We start from the raw sequence: 16,615 nt of genomic DNA on the forward strand, positions 1-16,615 counted from the left end.
GAATAACTATTATATTTTAAAAAACTATATTTATCAAGGTCATGGATACTATTAATTGTATTTCCTAAAAACAGGTTTAATGACTTTTGATTTTAAAAAATCACTAATATCACTTTCTAAAGCTTTTTTAACCACTTCCAAAGAAGCTTGTACCGCCTCTAAAGTTAGCTCCAATTCTCTATCTTGATGGGCATATGATAGAGCCAGATATGGCATCATTACTCCATTTTTAATCATTTCCTGTGCGAACAAAGTTCTTAATGGCAAAGAAACATTATGTTCAGCATCCTTTACGACATAATTTGGTGAACAAGCAAATCCTTCCACATAAAAATTATCTGCCAAACCTAGATTTCTGGAAATATCATTCATTCCTGCCGTCAATTTCGTTCCAAAATCCCAAAAATGTTGTACGACATTGTCACGTTGCAACAGCTCTACCGTTTTGATAAAAGCACCTAATGCGCTCATTTCTGCCCCATGAGTCGTTGAAGTTAGAAAAACCCGTTCGGCCCCCTCTTCCAGAATACCACCAATCTGCATAATTTCCTTCTTTCCGCCGAGCGCTGCCACGGCAAAACCATTGGCCATAGCCTTTCCAAAAGTACAGAGGTCCGGTTCTATATTGAAATAAGACTGTGCTCCCCTCAGATCCCATCGAAATCCAGTGATCATTTCATCAAGAATAAATACGGCTCCATTACGATGACACAAATCTTTTACCTGATGCAAAAAATTATCAACTGGGCCTACTGTTGTCGTAGGCTCCATGATGATACCCGCAATTTGATTGGGGTATTGATCAAACAATATATTCAAGGAATGGACATCATTATAATGGAACTTGAGTGTATATTGACCAAATTCGCTTGGGATTCCACGTTCGAGCACTGTAGAACCAATAAACCAGTCATCATAAGAAAAGAAAGGTTGCTCAAATGGAACAGCAATATATTTTCTACCTGTATAAGCTCTGGCTAGCTTTACCGCTGCACTAGTTACAGCTGACCCATGTTTGGCAAACTTTACCATCTCAACGGAAGGTAATAAGTTCACCATTAACTCTGCAGCAGCCAGCTCCGTCATGGAAGCACGGGTAAGATTATTACCCTTTAAAATTTCAGCATAACATGCGTCCGCGATTTCTTTATTACCATATCCAATATTCACAGACCGTAAACCCATCCCAAAATCTAAGTATTTACGTCCTTGTTCATCGAAGACATAGCAGCCTTCCCCTCTTTCTAATATGGATGGTGCATTTTCGGGAAACTGATCGTCGCCACGGGAATAAGTGTGTGCTCCCCCGGGTATTAGTTCATGTAATCTCTCTTTATAACTCATCATAACGTGTCTTTCGTTCCATAATAAATTCTGCAAATTCCCAGTCCAATGGTTCATCTATCTCCAAGCCTGAGATTTCATCCACTTCATACGCAATTGTCTTATTGGCATAAAAAGTATGTTTTTTCAAAAAATTTTCCCATCTACAGATATAAAATCCTCCTGAGGGAGTTATCTCTTTAACAAAGTTCTGTCGACCTACTTTTTGGAGGTCATTGATATTAGAACAAAACTCGTCTAGATATTTGGCTTCTGTCTGCACAAAGACCCTAGCGGGTCTCTGTTCTTTAACAGCAACAACACCATGTGCTTCCAGATCTTTATCTAACTCCTCTATCGCGGCATCTATATCAGTTACTTTAATGAATGGAGAGGTTGGCTCTAATAAACCGACATAATCGTATTGCAAATTTCTTTCCTGAGCAAATTGCATTGCATGCAATACTACATCATTGGAGCTGGCATTATCTGCAGAAAGTACTTCTGGCCTTAAGAAGGGGACTTCTAATCCATACACCGTCGCGATATCTCTATACGCTTGTGAATCTGTGCTTAGCCAGATGTCGTGTGTAAAAGAACTATCTTTAGTGGCTAAGAATCTATGAATCAATAAAGGATATCCTCCAAGATCTTTAATATTCTTATCTACAATAGATTTAGAGCCAGATCTCGCAGGAATGATCCACAAAATTTTTTTTCTCATTTTCAAAATTTAATATGCTTAATATCTTCCTGTGCCTTCTTAAAATCTTCGTGCTTCCCAATATCCAACCAGTAGCCATTGATCGGGTAGGTCACCAGTTTTAGATCCATCTCTATAATACGATCCATTAAATCCGTGATATCGAAAAATTGATTTTCCGGAATCATGGCAAGCAAGTTTTTCTTTAAAATATAAATACCCGCATTTGAATAATAGGTATATCTAGGTTTCTCCTTTAGGGATTTGACCGCGTTACTTTCATTCACTTCCAACACTGCATAAGGCACGTCCACATGATAGGACGTTGTAGCAACAATCATATCCGCATTGGTCTCTTGATATGTTTTGAAAAAATCATTGAAATCGATATTTGTTAACAGATCAGAGTTCATGATAATGATATCCTCATGGTCAAAATCTTCAACAAGTAAAACCGACCCTATGGTCCCCAAAGGCTTGGTCTCCCGCACATAGTTGATTCGGATTTCCTTTTGGCTACCATCACCAAAATACTGCTCAAGTTGCTCTCCTAAATAATTTATACTGATATTAATGGTACGAACACCCACCTCTTTTAGTCTATCAATATTATATTCAATAATCGGCTTTTCACCAACAAACAGTAATGGTTTAGGTGTCTTCTCAGTCAAGGGACGTAAGCGTTTTCCTTCCCCCCCAGCCATCAACACTGCATCAGCAGGGATGAGAGTCTTCCGTTGACTAAAATCAAGGATATCAGTAATTTGCTTCTCCCCATTAACAATTGGAATAATCTTTAAGTGATTTTTCCGAAACCGTTCCAACTTGTTAAGATCGTATTCTCGTTCACGAATAAAAACCGGATTGGGCTGGACAAAGTCTAATAAATTGTTTTCAAAATCCAAACCTCGTATAAATCCACGACGCAGATCACCATCAGTTAAAGAACCTAGCAATACTTTTTGTTCATCAACAACAAATAAAATCGAAGATGGCGAAATAAGGTCCAACTTAATCAAGGCATCTCTAATGGATAAATCTTGATTGATAGTATGTTTCTCTACAATATTCATATTAAATTGTAAAATTTTTTAATGGCCTTAAGTTCAAGATGAGCGTCCATTATTGCAATAATCTGTTCAGCAGCACCGCCATTATCATAGGGAGATTCTAGATTATTTAAGCTCACTTGGAAACTGTCTGCCTTGATTATATCAAAAGCCTTCAATATTTCATTTTCGTCACATGAGACATTGACCACACTTGCAGCCTGTATACGCCCTCGTTGCCTGTCACCAATATTTATTGTCGGTGTTTTTAGAGATGGAGCTTCTAAAATACCACTCGAGCTATTTCCTACTATCGCAGTACAAAACTTGACCAGAGATAGGAATCTTAAGGTGCCCAGTGAAGCGTACGATATCGCTTTGCAGGGATTGTCAGCAACATAGTTGTCTATCATTTGATTAATCACTCTCCCATCAGTATCGGCATTGGCTTTTGTAAAAACAAAAAAACTATCCTCTTGCAGATCTATCGCCCGCAATAAAATCTGAAATTGTTCTTCAGAACTTATTTGCCCTAGTGTCTCTGGATGAAATGTTACTTGATAGTTATATGTTTTGAATCTGATATTTAATGCAGTTTCTAATTCTTCTCTTGTTAATAGGTTTAGATTTTTAATGTTATCCAAACCAATTGCACCTACATTGAATACTGCATCAGGACTCTCCCCCATTTGGATCACGCGATTCCTATATTCTTGCGTTGAGGTGAAATGTAAATGGCTCAACTTTGTTATGGCATGTCTAATTGCATCATCATAGGCACCTTCTGTGATTTCTCCACCATGGATATGGATTATAGGAATTTTAAACATTGTAGCAGCAGAGGCTATAGCCAACATTTCATAACGGTCACCTAAGAGAACTAGCATATCAGGTTTAAGCCGTGGAATGATATCTGCCATACCATGCAGGGCTAATCCCATTGTCTTCACAATCCCTGTTGAGGTATCAGAGGATAGTAGAATTTCCAGCTTTTCATCAATAAAAAAACCATCGGCCTCTATTTGCTTATATGTAAACCCAAACTCAGATGATAAGTGTGTTCCTGTCGCAATAATTTGCAAGGTCATCCTATCAGACTGATCAATTAAATTCATTAAAGGCCTCAACAGGCCGTATTCTGCCCGCGTAGCCGTAACAACACAAATCTTTTTCATCTAAATTTCGATTAGATCATCCTCTTCAAAATTTCGAATTGCTATTTTGCCTATAATTTCATCCCAGCACATAGGTGAAATCCCGCTTCCTGGTCTCTTGACCGTCAAGTTATCTTCCGACAGCAATTCGCCTTCCTTAATGCTCCTTGCTGCAACAATGCTTTTGCGTGCAACTGCGATATTTTTTAATTCAGATTGGGAAGGGACTTTCAGACCGTCCCCTTTCATAGCAAGCTCAATATTTCGTATTGCAGCAACCATCCTAATTAGCTCTACTGGTTCCAGCGAAGCTGCGTGATCGGGGCCTGACATTGTTTTATCCAATGTAAAATGTTTTTCAATAACCGTAGCTCCTAAAGCAACTGCTGCAACCGGAACCTCGATTCCCAAAGTATGATCGGAATAACCAACCTCCGTTTGAAATTGTTCCTTAATAGCCAGCATGGCTCTTAAGTTAACATCTTCCATCGGTGTAGGATATTCGGTATTGCAATGTAAAATTGTTATGTCAGTAATTCCTTCTGCCTTGAGAACGTTAACCGCAGCTGAGATATCATCCATAGTTGACATCCCCGTTGATAATATTACTTTTGAAAATAATCTTGCTGCTTTCCTTAAATAAGGGAGGTTGGTTATTTCCCCAGACGGGATTTTTACTAACTCTAATCCTATATCACTCAAATATTGCAATGAGTCCAAATCAAATGCTGTTGAAAAAAATTGTACTCCCTTTTCATGACAATAATTTATTAGCGTTTCATGATCATGAATTGAAAGTTCCAGTTTTTTCAACATACTAAATTGAGAATCTTCTTCGCTTCCAGTATTCTGAATTTGGTATTCCGCTTTCTTCGCCTCCTTAGAAACTAATTTTTCTGCTTTGAAAGTTTGAAATTTAATAAAATCTACTCCAGCCTCAACAGCAACGTCAATAAGCTTAATCGCATTATTGATGTCGCCATTATGATTCACTCCCGCTTCTGCAATAATCAACGTTCTTTCCATTACTTAAGTTTTTTTGCAGGGTTGCCAACCCAAATTTCATCATTAGGAATATCATGCAAAACTACACTCCCAGCTCCGACAATAACATTCTCACCAATGGTTACCCCTTGCTTTACAACCGAATTTGCGCCTATAAAAGTGGATTCTCCAACAGTAACATTCCCAGCCAAAATAGCTCCGGGACCTATATGTACATGATCTAAAAGAATACATTCATGCTCAATCACACAGGCAGTATTTAAGATGCAATTGTTACCTATCCTTGCAAAAGCATTAATGATACTATTCACGGCAAAAAAATTTCCTACTCCTACAGAAGAATTTGTACTGATATATGCCGAAGGATGGGTAATTGAAACCAATTGTTTATCCTTCGAGATAACAAGATTGGCAATCTTTCTTCTAATCTGATTGTCACCAATTCCAACAATAAAATTATTAACATTATTCCAGTTAAAATATTCACTACTTTCATCCCCCAAATATTTTAACTTATAAGGGTTAAAACTTTTTTCCTCACGTTCACAATAATGGGACACTAATACCCCAGCTTCATTCGCTGCATCCAAAACAACCAATGAATGACCAGAATAGCCAATTATCGCAATATCTTTATTATCGTACACTACTTGGTATATTAACAATACGTTGCTCTAAAAATTCAGCATTGATTTGCTCATCACGATGGCAATGCTGATACATTGGTAATCGGTAAGTCAGTGTCCATATTGGACGCGTCATAATTCCCTTTTCGTTTGTCTCTTTCAAAAAACTGTCACGTTCTGATCGATCGCCTAATTCCACACACATCAACCAATAATTTGCTTTGGTTTCATTTATTTCAGTTCTGAAATTTACGCCAATCGATTTGAAGAATTCTGTATACCCGCCTGCCAATTTTCGTTTATCTGCTAAAAATGATTCCAGCATTTCCATCTGAGCACAAGCAAGGGCTGCGTTCAAATTTGGCATTCTATAATTATAACCTATTTCATCATGAAAAAACTCATAGGGATGTGGTCTCTTCGCCGTTGTTGTCAGATATTTGGCTCTAGTCCCAAGTTCAAGATCATTCGAAACGATCGCACCACCTCCTCCGCAAGTAATCGTCTTATTTCCATTAAAGGAAAAACAACCAACTTGGCCAAGCGTTCCAGTATGCTTTCCTTTATAATAACTACCCAAGGATTCTGCTGCATCTTCCACAACTGGAATTTTCCAGGCTGAACAAATGGTCATCAGCTCATCCAAATGGACAGGAAATCCAAAGGTATGCATAGGAACACATGCTGAAATCTTATTCCCCGTAAATTTATTATAACATCCATCTTCTCGCAACTCGGCATAATTTTCCAGGAACCGTCGAACAGCTCGCGGTGATAATCCCATTGTATCAAGATCAACATCCAAAAAGACCGGAGTGGCACCATTATAAGCAATAGCATTTGCGGTAGCAATAAAAGAAAGTGCTTGTGTAATGACTTCATCACCCTTAGCAACCCCTATCAATCGTAACGCAACTTGTAAGGAGGCCGTTCCATTAACGACAGCAACAGTTTTTCCCGCTCCTGTAAAATGTTCCATCTCACGCTCAAATCGGTCCACATAAGCTCCCACTGAAGACACAAATGTTGAATCTATTGTATCTAATAAATATTCTTTTTCATTCCCCCGAAACCTGGGTTCATGTAAAGGAACAAACTTGTCTGTATGATACTGCTCTCTTACAAAAGAGACAAACTGATTTATACTTTCCATCTTTACATTTTAGCATCTAAGTATCGTCCCATTTCCTTATGCCCAAAATCTGGAAGCATATAGAAAAATAAATCAACAATCTCATTTTTCGTCCATTTGCGATTATCTTTCATCATTAAAATAGCGTCTTCAAAGTTATTCAACTTTTCCGTCTCCACATTTAACTCGTTTTTTATAATCCCGAGGTTTTCAAAACGTCCCATGTCTAAAACCTCCTTATCGGTAAAAAACTCCTCAAAATCTTTTTCACCGGTAGTATCACTAACAGTAAACAAACAAGGCCATTTACCTTTTTGTGGCAGGGTATTCATTAGAGCTCTTGCTTCATCCTCGCTGTCACAATAATGCGGTTCATAGCCCTTTTCCTGTAGATATTTAATAGCAATATCAGCGAAAGTTATCAAGTGCAAGTTTTCATTTAGCTTAGGGAAAAAGATGTCTCTATTTTCACCAAATATGCAAGACATCAAACAAAGTTCTCCGGACTCCTTAGGAATAACAAAATATCTTTTGATATCATTGGGAGCTACAATTGGTTGTCTTTTTTCTATTCTTTTATTAAAACCATGTAACAATGACCCATCTGAAAACGCTACATTTGCAAATCTTGCCGTCGAAATCACAATATCTTTACTTCTCCGCATCAAAAACATTTCCATTATTCGTTTGGAAGCCCCCATCATATTTACAGGGTTAGCAGCTTTATCCGTTGATACACAAAAATATTTCTTAACACCTTTTTTTGCGGCTTGGTTAAGCGTTTTATCTGTATTAAATATATTTACGTCGATCATACGCATCAAGGTATATGGATCTTTCTCGCTACGAACATGTTTTAGAGCAGAAAGATTTAGCACATAATCGTAGGCCCCGTCTGCTTCCCAAAAAGCATCATATTCTATAGAACCTATATCTAATGCAAAAGTCTGAAAGTCCCCATCTATATAGCCAAAAGAACTTCGAATATCACGCACCAATTCAACCAAATTATTTTCACTGATATCAACCACATGTAATTTAATTGGCTTCCGCTTAAAAATTTCTTTGACAGTAGCTTGACCGATGGATCCTGCTCCTCCAATTACCAAAAATCGAGATTGAGAAACAATTTCAGTTAATCTCAATTCATAAGCATCTACATCATTCTTAAATAACTCTTGATTTCTTCCTACAAGTTTTAATATATCCATGGTGATCTTTAATTCGCAGTTACACTTGTATACAATCTTCTTACTGTAAACCAAATCATGGTCAGGAGCCCAAGCAAAAATGCTCCTATAACAGGAGCTTTAATAAATCCAACCTTTTTCTTTTCTAGCGGATAAACTGGAGTATCCACGGCCTGGATTAAAGGGGCTTCCTTCATGAGCGCCATTTTTGACATCTCAAGATGTTGGACCAATTGTCCTAAAATAGCCTTATTCGTTTCAGCTGAAAATTGGGACCTTTGAGAAGGAACTATACGCTGCACCTGTCTCGTTGGGTTTAAATTTGGCGTAGCATCTATCGCCGCCGCTGCCGTACTGATACTCCCATACATGACTGCTCTTACCGAATCCGTCTTATGTTGCAATATCTCAATATTGTTTAATGATTTCTTTGTCTTTGTTGCCAGGTAAAATGCATTAACCTCGTTTACAAGGGCTTCATTAAATTCCTTTGCAAAGATCTCATCTTCGGATTTTACATCAACTTTTATAATAGATAGTTTTGAGCTCGGTTTAGCAACAGATAGGCTACCTTTATTGATATCTTTAATTATTTTTTGCAAGATACTATCTCTATCTCTTTGAAGATTACCTTGATTACTTCTTCTGAAATCAATTCCCATCAAGGACGGTTTTTTAGACTTCCAATCCTTTTTCATTTCGCTTACCTCTAAATAGCGATCTATTAAAAGCTTGGAACTATCTTTTTTTAAAGGTGTCAGCAATGCTGCTTCCAGCATCTTACGGGACTTATACAATTCCAAAAGATTATCTCCTTGAAAGATTCCTCCACTGCTTCCGCCCAAATCTATTCCCACCATTGCCGCAACACCAGCATATTGTCCTAATCCACTCGCTTTTTCTCCAGACTCCAAAACAAATGTAGTAGTTGCAGTAAATATAGGTTTTGTAAATTTTGCATATAAAAGTCCGAGGCCAGCACCGATAAGTCCAGCAATAACCAGAATATGCCATTTCGAAATAAAATACTTTATCCAATTCTGAAGAATCAATACAAATTCTTTAACCCCAGGTTCTTTATCGGTTTGATTTATCTCTGCCATTACGGTTATCCTAATTACTTAAATAAACTAATAATAATCGCCAACGTAGAGGCAATACCAGTACCTATTCCTATCCAAGCCTGTGAGCTCAATTTTTCTCTCGGAGCCCGCTTCGGCACAACAATTTCTGCTCCAGGTTTTATATCCGGATAACCGCCCGACTTTCCTTTAACCGCACCATTGGCATATTGCACAAAGACGCGTTTTTTAAGCGCATTGTCGGTAAAGCCTCCGGCTTGATTGACGTAGTACTTCAGTTTTTTTCCTTTCACATACACCACATTATTCGGATTCAAGACCTCACCAACCACCTTCACCGTTTCCAGTTCTTTTGGTACTGTGATAATGTCGCCGTCCAGCACCAGTAAATCACCACGCTCATACGGATTTTCCAGGATCTTATTCAATTCAATTCCTACCAGATCACTAGGTTCAACTTCTTCTGCAGACATTCCTTGCTGCGACACCTTCGCCAAAGCAGCATTCTTCGCCCTGGAGTTGCCTTCCTTTTCTTCTTCCAACTCTTTCTCCTTACCGCTTTCCTGATCTTGATCCAAGCTATCCTTCTCCAACTCTTTTTGCAGCCGCTCTTTTTCCTTTTTCTCCTCTGCCTTCAATTTGGACATACCGGTACGCTTCAAGGAAGCACCTTCTGTGTAGGCATAGGGAGTCAACCCGCCTGCACGTTTAATGATATCAGATATCCGCTCATCCTCACGCGAGATGGTATAGAATCCCGGGTATAACACTTCGCCTTCAATTTTTACCTGCCGCTGTGTACGGAAGCCCGCATCGCCCAATATGGAGATGACATCATAAGGTTGCAAAGCGATATTCGGATCGGTTAATAGACCATCTTTGATATCCACCAAAATCGTCTGTGAAGAACTGTGGTCATTCACATCACGGTGATTTAACCGTCTTGCGATCTCCACACGTGCATTTTTGGCGGCTTCGGTCAGACCGCCAGCTTTCTGAATGACATCCCCCAGGGTTGCATTGCTGGAAAAAGGTAAGTCGCCAGGAAAACGGACTTCCCCCTGAACGGTAAACTTATATTCATCACGCAGATCGAAAATCGAAGAAATCTCGATCTTATCTTCTCTTTTTAATGGGATATCGGCAGTCGTCCCGGCCAAAACTTCACGTACATTAAAATTGATGAGTTCAGCCGTATTATCCGATTTTAAACGATTAATCAGACCGCGCTCCAAAAAGGCATCCTCACGTACTCCATCGGCCATTTCCAGTACTTGTTTCAAGGTCATGCCCGGTTCCAAACCGAAAATCCCCGGACGGAATACGGCCCCTAATACACTCACACGATTTGCAAAGCGCTCCAATATTGGATCAACAATATATTGGTCCCCGCCTTTCGGGGTATAATTGGCGAACTGATCTGCATACAGATCCTGCACACTTCTTTCCCGGCCTGTGGTCTGCAACACTTTGATTTTGGCACTATAGGCATTTTCAGTAAAGTCTCCCGCATAACGCAAGATATCTAACAGTGACTCACCTGGTACTGTCTCAAATATCGCTGGCCGTTTCACCTCGCCCTCAAACTGCACGCGTGCGCCATAGACCGGAATATGAATGATATCTTGATCTTGTAGGTGAATATTCCCCTGCTGTATCCCATTGGCCAAAAAATCATATACATCAATGGTGCTCACCACACGGTTGGCACGGATCACTTGAATTTGACGGTAGGTTCCGTTTTTATTTGGCCCTCCTGAAGCATATAGTGCATTAAAAACTGTGGCCAAGGAAGGGAGACTATAAGTCCCCGGTTTGGTAACGGCACCCGTCAGGGTCACCCGGATGGTACGGATATTTCCGATCGTAACAGAGATATTTGTTCTCCCCGAACGGATGGCGGGATAGGTTCCACTCAATCGCTGTTCTATTTTGCTCTTTGCTGCCGCAATAGACAGGCCCGCAACATTGATCTGACCTACGTATTCTACCTTGATCATACCATCTGGACTAACAGGAAGGGTATATGAGGCTTCATTATCCCCGGTGATATCCAGCAGTATTTCATCATCGGGACCTATTATATAGGAACTCGGTGTCGCCATGCGGAGGTTAGGTTCAAAGGTAATGGCATTATTTTTAAATAGGTCAGCGCCAAAGATCTTCAGTTTCCCTTCTTCATTATGCATGGAATCCTGCTCACTCAGGCGTCTATTCTGCAGGGAATCCCTATTGGAAGAACCGCCATTGACCTGACGCCCCGAACCCCGACCTGTCGATGAACTATTATAACTGTCCTGAGCCTGATCCGGCTGCTGCTTTTTACGTTTAATCTTCGCCAACCGTTCCTTTAACTTCTGCACTTCGACAGCAGATACCCCCTGAGCACGTGCAAAACCATCCAATTGGCTTTCATCATAGCCCATTAAAGCGGCCTGCTTTACATATTGCTCTATTTGAGCATCTGTCAGATTATCTACCTTAATACTTGCGGGGTTGGTTTGCGCATGTACAGAGCCTACAAAACCCACTATGCATAACCATAATATTATTCTTTTCATTCGATACGTCGGCATTTGCCGCAAAATTAGTAAAACTATTTAATTAAATGGTTTAAAAATTTATCCAGTTATTCTATCGCCAGCTAAACTTTCTTTTCAGGAATCCTGCTTATTCGCGATCTTGTGTTTCTAACGTAAAATGATACTTTTTCGCTACGCTGCCCTCCAAGATACCCTTGAGTAACATTTCCGTAGCATCCTGTTCTGTAACCTGCACTTGGAACGAAGCATTGTATTGGCAAGTATCTATGTTCTAACGCGATAGTTTTTAAAGATAGTAACAGCTTTATCTTATGATCCAAAGCGAATAAAATTTTCGTTGTCCTTGTTCCTATAAAAGATAGAACAACAGTTGTGAAAGTTTTATTAACTTCGTAAAGTTAAGCATAAATTAAAATGAAACGTTTATCTCTTGGTTTTTGGCTACCGTTGAGCATCATTACCTTGCTCTTTTGGGCATGCAATGAAAAGAATACATCAAAAAAAGAAAACGATACTTCGGCAAAACAGCAAGCCGCCGCCAATCCTGCAGATAGCACGCTACAGCATTTTTGGGATACTTTTAACATGCAGGATACTGCTCAGGTTAAAAACCCTGACAAGGGCGAACAGCACCTAGCTGACTTTATCGCCTTATTATCAAAAACACCGGATTCGGCCACAAGAGACCGGGCGGTAAACCTGATGCTGGACAAAGCCAAAGCGAACAGAACCAGCTTTGACCATTTTATCAAGCTTTATGAACATTATCTTTACGATGGCAATTCACCCATGCGTGATGATGTCGTTTACGAATCTGTATTGCGCTATATGATCAAAACCGACCTGCTTTCTGATTTAGAAAAGGAAGCCTACCGACCTGTCTATAAGCTGGTCAGACGGAACAGGGTGGGCCAGCCGGCGGAAGATTTCAGTTTTGAGCTCAGTAATGGTACAAGCCAAAAGTTGTCACAGGTAAAAGCGAAGTACACATTACTGCTTTTCTATGATCCGGACTGCGCCCATTGCAAGGAAACGATTCATCAATTACGTGACACACCGCAATTGGCCGAGCTCTTTACGCAATTACAGGTGCAGATCGTTGCCATTGACCCTTGGGGCGACCGCAGTAAATGGAAGGATTATATGCCAGAGATCGCTAAAGACTGGATCAATGGCTTTGATGCCAAATCCACCATCCTGCAGCAGAGTCTGTATGACCTAAAAGCCTCGCCAACGATTTTCCTCCTCGATGAAAACAAGCAGGTCATCCTAAAGGATACGTACCTGCAATCGGTTATCCAACATTTTGTTCAACCCAATTAATGTGGCATGGCTGAGTATCCTGACAATAGCAGCACACGTATCCTTTCCAATGCACACTATTTTGCTGAGGTCCAGCATATGCTGGATGAGGGTAAAGAGGTCCGCATCCGGATAAAGGGAAACAGCATGCGTCCCTTTATTGCCGACGGCGACACTGTCCTCTTGAAGGCCTACAAAGGCGAGGTACTCCCTTTAGGAATAAATGTACTGGCCAGACACCAGGGGAAATATGTATTTCACCGTTATGTGGGTACCAAGGATTACAAGATCATCCTGGCAGGGGACGGCAATCTGGTACTTTGTGAGTCTGTCGACAGAATTGACATCATGGCCACTGCTATCCAGCACTTTCCGCAAAATCAGTCCAAGCCAATAGACCTGAGCAGAGGCTGGTACAGACTACGAGGGTTAGCCTGGTACCATATCCGCCTTCTTCGCCGGATTATCGCCAAATTGAGACGCTAAGAAGAGAAAATAATTATTAACTTTGGTTTTATTTAGTCCTATACATATGAAATTAAGAGCAGATTTAGTTTTGAGAACAATTGGTTCTGATCATTTGATCGTCGACCCAAGCCAAGATATGGTTGATCTTTCCACGGTGTACACCTTGAATAGTTCGGCGGCATGGCTCTGGGAGCAACTGAAGGACAAAGAATTCGATCTTGGGACTGTTGTTGAGCTGCTCTGTGAGAACTATGATGTGAGCGGGGAACAAGCCCAATCTGATGCTGAAATCTTACTCCAGGATTTTGAGAAGCAGGGGCTATTGGAAAAATAACCTTTTCATAGAGCAAGCAATCTGAATGAGCAGCAATAGCCTGAAACAACATTTGAGCTGGGCATGGTCTCTCAGCGAAGGGTACCGTGGCAGGTTACTATGTTATTTTCTGTTGGAACTGCTGTGCATCATGCTATCCCTTGTTTTTGTTTATCTATCCAAGGCTGCTGTTGATGTGGCAACCTCTCCTGGAGAATTGTCCCTCAAATGGATACTTATGGGCATCGTGGGCAGTATAGCGCTCAATGTGGGGATCAAGGGGTATTCGGGGCGGCTCATGGAACGTATCAAATTGATGCTCACCTTACAGCTGCAGCGCAAAATGCTTGATGCACAAATGCTTTCGGTCTGGAAGCTGATCAAAAACTGGCATACAGGCGACATTCAACTCCGGATACAGACGGATTGTGATGAAGTGGCCAATACCATTGCCAACACAGTGCTTTCCTTCCTGTTGACCACCATCCAATTATTGGCGTCCGTGGGTTTTCTCTGGTACATGGACCCCATGCTTGCCCTAATGATCCTGGCCATCTCGCCTTTATTTGTATTTTCAAAAATCTACTTCCGGAAAATGCGCAAGCTGAGTAAGGCGGTAAAGGAGGAAGAAAGCAATTTTTCCAACGTACTACAGGAGAATCTACGCTTTCGCCTGCTGATCCGTGCCATGGGTATATTCCCCAAAAGGCGGACAAAATTAACGGAAAGTCAGCAACAGCTTTTTCTATTAAAAATGCGGCAGCTTAACTTTTCCACTTATACCCAGGGAGCTATGAAAGTCGCCATGAATGCAGGTTATCTGATCGCTTTCATCTGGGGGATCTACCGGTTACAGGCTGGGCAGATCACCTTCGGCACCATGACTGCATTTTTACAGCTGGTCGCCAGAATCCAGTCGCCGATCCTGGCCCTGATCGCTTATATTCCCGGTTTTGTCCGGTTCAGGGTCTCTGCAGATCGCCTGCTAGAGCTTCAAGAGGGAGAAATAGAACCAGTGGTGGAGCAACAACGCCTTCAGCAGACATCCGAACTCCGGATTAACAACCTTTCTTTTCGCTATGAAGACAAATGGGTGCTACAGCAGTTTAACCTCGTTTTAAAAGCCGGTGAGCCCACAGCGATTATCGGGCCGAGCGGCAAGGGGAAAACGACACTGATCCGCCTATTGCTGTCATTGCTCAGTGCCGAAAAAGGGGAAATTCTGCTGACCGACAAGGATGGTCCACGACCGCTAACGGCGAGCCATCGGATCAATTTTGCCTATATCCCGCAAGGCAACTCGCTCTTTAGTGGCACCATACGCGAAAATCTTCTCCTTCATGTGAAAGAAAATAGTCCAATGACCATGCAGCAGGCGCTTTGGCTAGCCTGTGCAGAATTTGTATTTGAACTCCCGGATGGTATTGATACCCTGGTGGGCGAGTCTGGCATCGGCCTATCCGAGGGACAGGCCCAACGCATTGCCATTGCCCGCGCACTGATGCATGATGGTGATATCTGGCTCTTTGATGAGGTGACCTCCGCCTTGGACCGAAGCACATCCGACATCCTGACACAACGACTATTGGAATATGGAAAGCATAAACTATGTTTATTTGTTACACACGACTTAAATCTTGCCGACAAATGCCAGCACCGGATCTATCTCGACTAAAGTCATATCCAACATGCCAAGGACAATGTGGACGACAAGCCTTCAGGTATATGTTTTTAAATAACTATTTATAGATGAAATAACCATGAACATGATAAAATCAGCTGAACTATCTCAAACACGTTACCGTATCGCAGATTTATTCTTGGAATTTAACCATCCTGTGAGTTTACCCTTAACACAGCTTCTTGCTTCGTTTCGGGATTTCCAGATCAGTTCCACAATGGATAAAGCTGACATTGTCATCAATATCAGCCTGGAGGCTCCCCCTGTCACCGATGATATGGGCATACTTCGCACCGATGAGTCTATTGCCTGGGGTGACCGGTTCCGGTTTTATGAAAAGGGAGATCAATTTATCACCACCATTGCTAACGAGCAGGCTAATGGAACATGGTATCAATATAGCGAGCGTAATTTTGAACAATCCACCATTTATGTACCGGTAAGTTCTGCCGATGAGCAAAGTGCCGTCATCACCTGGATATCCATGATGATCTTCGGCCAGGCCAGCCTATTGCACGACACCATCATGATCCATGCTTCAGTTGTCAACCATAAAGGTCATGGAGTGGCATTCTTAGGGAAAAGTGGTACTGGAAAAAGCACGCATAGCCGGTTGTGGCTCACGCATATTCCAGCTACGGTACTGCTCAACGATGACAATCCGGCGATCCGCCTGACGGCAGCAGGTATTTTTATTTACGGGACCCCCTGGAGCGGGAAAACCCCTTGTTATAAGAATGAAAAGTTGCCGTTAAAAGCTTTTGTCCGTTTACAGCAGGCTCCCGTCAACCAGTTTGAATGGCAACCGGGGATGAAAGGTTTTATCGCGGTGCTTCCAAGCTGCACCTCTATTCGGTGGAATAAGGATCTTTTTTCAAGTATGAATACCATCCTTGAAAAAATTATCGCTGAGGTACCTGTAGGCTACCTCAAGTGCTTACCGGATGTAGATGCGGCGCAACTGTGTCACCGTCACATCTTTAGCAAGTAACGCCTTTATCTTGCGTGCACAGGGCTGTTGGCCCGCACGCCATGCTGAATCCG

The 16,615-nt window shown here is 41.3% G+C and carries 15 protein-coding genes; 5 read left to right on the forward strand and 10 right to left on the reverse strand.

Annotated features, from left to right (window positions below):
• Positions 1-51: 51 nt before the first annotated feature.
• Genes HX021_RS16810 through HX021_RS16855 form a run of 10 tightly spaced genes read right to left on the reverse strand, consistent with a single transcriptional unit; the run spans position 52 to position 11,825 of the window.
• The gene (locus HX021_RS16810) at positions 52-1,347 is read right to left on the reverse strand and encodes a glutamate-1-semialdehyde 2,1-aminomutase (RefSeq protein WP_286591665.1); all 1,296 of its coding nucleotides are present in this window, start codon (positions 1,345-1,347) and stop codon (positions 52-54) included.
• Positions 1,334-2,047 carry an acylneuraminate cytidylyltransferase family protein gene (locus HX021_RS16815; RefSeq protein WP_286591666.1) on the reverse strand — a complete coding sequence of 238 codons (714 nt, stop codon included), beginning with the start codon at positions 2,045-2,047 and terminating at the stop codon, positions 1,334-1,336. Before HX021_RS16815 ends, HX021_RS16810 begins: the two co-directional genes overlap by 14 nt.
• 2 nt (positions 2,048-2,049) lie before the next feature.
• Positions 2,050-3,099, reverse strand: a complete 1,050-nt coding sequence (locus HX021_RS16820; protein WP_286591668.1) for a nucleotidyltransferase family protein — start codon at positions 3,097-3,099, stop codon at positions 2,050-2,052.
• Positions 3,096-4,250 (reverse strand): UDP-N-acetylglucosamine 2-epimerase, encoded by a 1,155-nt coding sequence (gene neuC / locus HX021_RS16825; protein WP_286591669.1) that lies wholly within the window; start codon positions 4,248-4,250, stop codon positions 3,096-3,098. Before neuC ends, HX021_RS16820 begins: the two co-directional genes overlap by 4 nt.
• Positions 4,251-5,255, reverse strand: a complete 1,005-nt coding sequence (gene neuB / locus HX021_RS16830) for an N-acetylneuraminate synthase (protein WP_286591670.1) — start codon at positions 5,253-5,255, stop codon at positions 4,251-4,253.
• A complete protein-coding gene (locus tag HX021_RS16835) occupies positions 5,255-5,881 on the reverse strand; it encodes an acetyltransferase (RefSeq protein ID WP_286591671.1) in 627 nt (208 codons plus the stop codon). The genes neuB and HX021_RS16835 overlap by 1 nt, the downstream gene beginning before the upstream one ends.
• Positions 5,871-7,013: a LegC family aminotransferase gene (locus tag HX021_RS16840; protein WP_286591672.1), complete on the reverse strand. Its 1,143-nt coding sequence runs from the start codon at positions 7,011-7,013 to the stop codon at positions 5,871-5,873. Before HX021_RS16840 ends, HX021_RS16835 begins: the two co-directional genes overlap by 11 nt.
• 2 nt (positions 7,014-7,015) lie before the next feature.
• The gene (locus tag HX021_RS16845; protein ID WP_286591673.1) at positions 7,016-8,203 is read right to left on the reverse strand and encodes a UDP-N-acetylglucosamine 4,6-dehydratase; all 1,188 of its coding nucleotides are present in this window, start codon (positions 8,201-8,203) and stop codon (positions 7,016-7,018) included.
• Between the two features lie 8 nt (positions 8,204-8,211).
• A complete protein-coding gene (locus HX021_RS16850) occupies positions 8,212-9,285 on the reverse strand; it encodes a lipopolysaccharide biosynthesis protein (protein WP_286591674.1) in 1,074 nt (357 codons plus the stop codon).
• Positions 9,286-9,299: 14 nt separating this feature from the next.
• Positions 9,300-11,825 carry an SLBB domain-containing protein gene (locus HX021_RS16855; RefSeq protein WP_286591675.1) on the reverse strand — a complete coding sequence of 842 codons (2,526 nt, stop codon included), beginning with the start codon at positions 11,823-11,825 and terminating at the stop codon, positions 9,300-9,302.
• A gap of 396 nt (positions 11,826-12,221) precedes the next feature.
• Between HX021_RS16855 and HX021_RS16860 the strand changes: the two genes are divergently transcribed.
• The 5 genes from HX021_RS16860 (at position 12,222) to HX021_RS16880 (ending at position 16,562) form a co-directional block, all read left to right on the forward strand.
• A complete protein-coding gene (locus HX021_RS16860; protein ID WP_286591676.1) occupies positions 12,222-13,130 on the forward strand; it encodes a DUF5106 domain-containing protein in 909 nt (302 codons plus the stop codon).
• Between the two features lie 6 nt (positions 13,131-13,136).
• Positions 13,137-13,595 (forward strand): S24 family peptidase, encoded by a 459-nt coding sequence (locus HX021_RS16865; protein ID WP_286591677.1) that lies wholly within the window; start codon positions 13,137-13,139, stop codon positions 13,593-13,595.
• 46 nt (positions 13,596-13,641) lie between these two features.
• Complete coding sequence (locus HX021_RS16870) at positions 13,642-13,911, forward strand: PqqD family protein (RefSeq protein ID WP_286591678.1); 270 nt, start codon at positions 13,642-13,644, stop codon at positions 13,909-13,911.
• 25 nt (positions 13,912-13,936) lie between these two features.
• A complete protein-coding gene (locus HX021_RS16875) occupies positions 13,937-15,565 on the forward strand; it encodes an ABC transporter ATP-binding protein (RefSeq protein ID WP_286591679.1) in 1,629 nt (542 codons plus the stop codon).
• A gap of 91 nt (positions 15,566-15,656) precedes the next feature.
• Positions 15,657-16,562: a hypothetical protein gene (locus HX021_RS16880; RefSeq protein WP_286591680.1), complete on the forward strand. Its 906-nt coding sequence runs from the start codon at positions 15,657-15,659 to the stop codon at positions 16,560-16,562.
• Positions 16,563-16,615 lie beyond the last annotated feature (53 nt).

The sequence above is a fragment of the Sphingobacterium sp. N143 genome, from assembly GCF_030325625.1.
GTDB lineage: Bacteria > Bacteroidota > Bacteroidia > Sphingobacteriales > Sphingobacteriaceae > Sphingobacterium.

Coding starts and splice junctions, on each gene's coding strand:
- HX021_RS16810 (WP_286591665.1), bottom strand. CDS start 1,347: ATGATGAGTTATAAAGAGAGATTACATGAACTAATACCCGGGGGAGCA.
- HX021_RS16815 (WP_286591666.1), bottom strand. CDS start 2,047: ATGAGAAAAAAAATTTTGTGGATCATTCCTGCGAGATCTGGCTCTAAA.
- HX021_RS16820 (WP_286591668.1), bottom strand. CDS start 3,099: ATGAATATTGTAGAGAAACATACTATCAATCAAGATTTATCCATTAGA.
- neuC (WP_286591669.1), bottom strand. CDS start 4,250: ATGAAAAAGATTTGTGTTGTTACGGCTACGCGGGCAGAATACGGCCTG.
- neuB (WP_286591670.1), bottom strand. CDS start 5,255: ATGGAAAGAACGTTGATTATTGCAGAAGCGGGAGTGAATCATAATGGC.
- HX021_RS16840 (WP_286591672.1), bottom strand. CDS start 7,013: ATGGAAAGTATAAATCAGTTTGTCTCTTTTGTAAGAGAGCAGTATCAT.
- HX021_RS16845 (WP_286591673.1), bottom strand. CDS start 8,203: ATGGATATATTAAAACTTGTAGGAAGAAATCAAGAGTTATTTAAGAAT.
- HX021_RS16850 (WP_286591674.1), bottom strand. CDS start 9,285: ATGGCAGAGATAAATCAAACCGATAAAGAACCTGGGGTTAAAGAATTT.
- HX021_RS16855 (WP_286591675.1), bottom strand. CDS start 11,825: ATGAAAAGAATAATATTATGGTTATGCATAGTGGGTTTTGTAGGCTCT.
- HX021_RS16860 (WP_286591676.1), top strand. CDS start 12,222: ATGAAACGTTTATCTCTTGGTTTTTGGCTACCGTTGAGCATCATTACC.
- HX021_RS16865 (WP_286591677.1), top strand. CDS start 13,137: ATGGCTGAGTATCCTGACAATAGCAGCACACGTATCCTTTCCAATGCA.
- HX021_RS16870 (WP_286591678.1), top strand. CDS start 13,642: ATGAAATTAAGAGCAGATTTAGTTTTGAGAACAATTGGTTCTGATCAT.
- HX021_RS16875 (WP_286591679.1), top strand. CDS start 13,937: ATGAGCAGCAATAGCCTGAAACAACATTTGAGCTGGGCATGGTCTCTC.
- HX021_RS16880 (WP_286591680.1), top strand. CDS start 15,657: ATGATAAAATCAGCTGAACTATCTCAAACACGTTACCGTATCGCAGAT.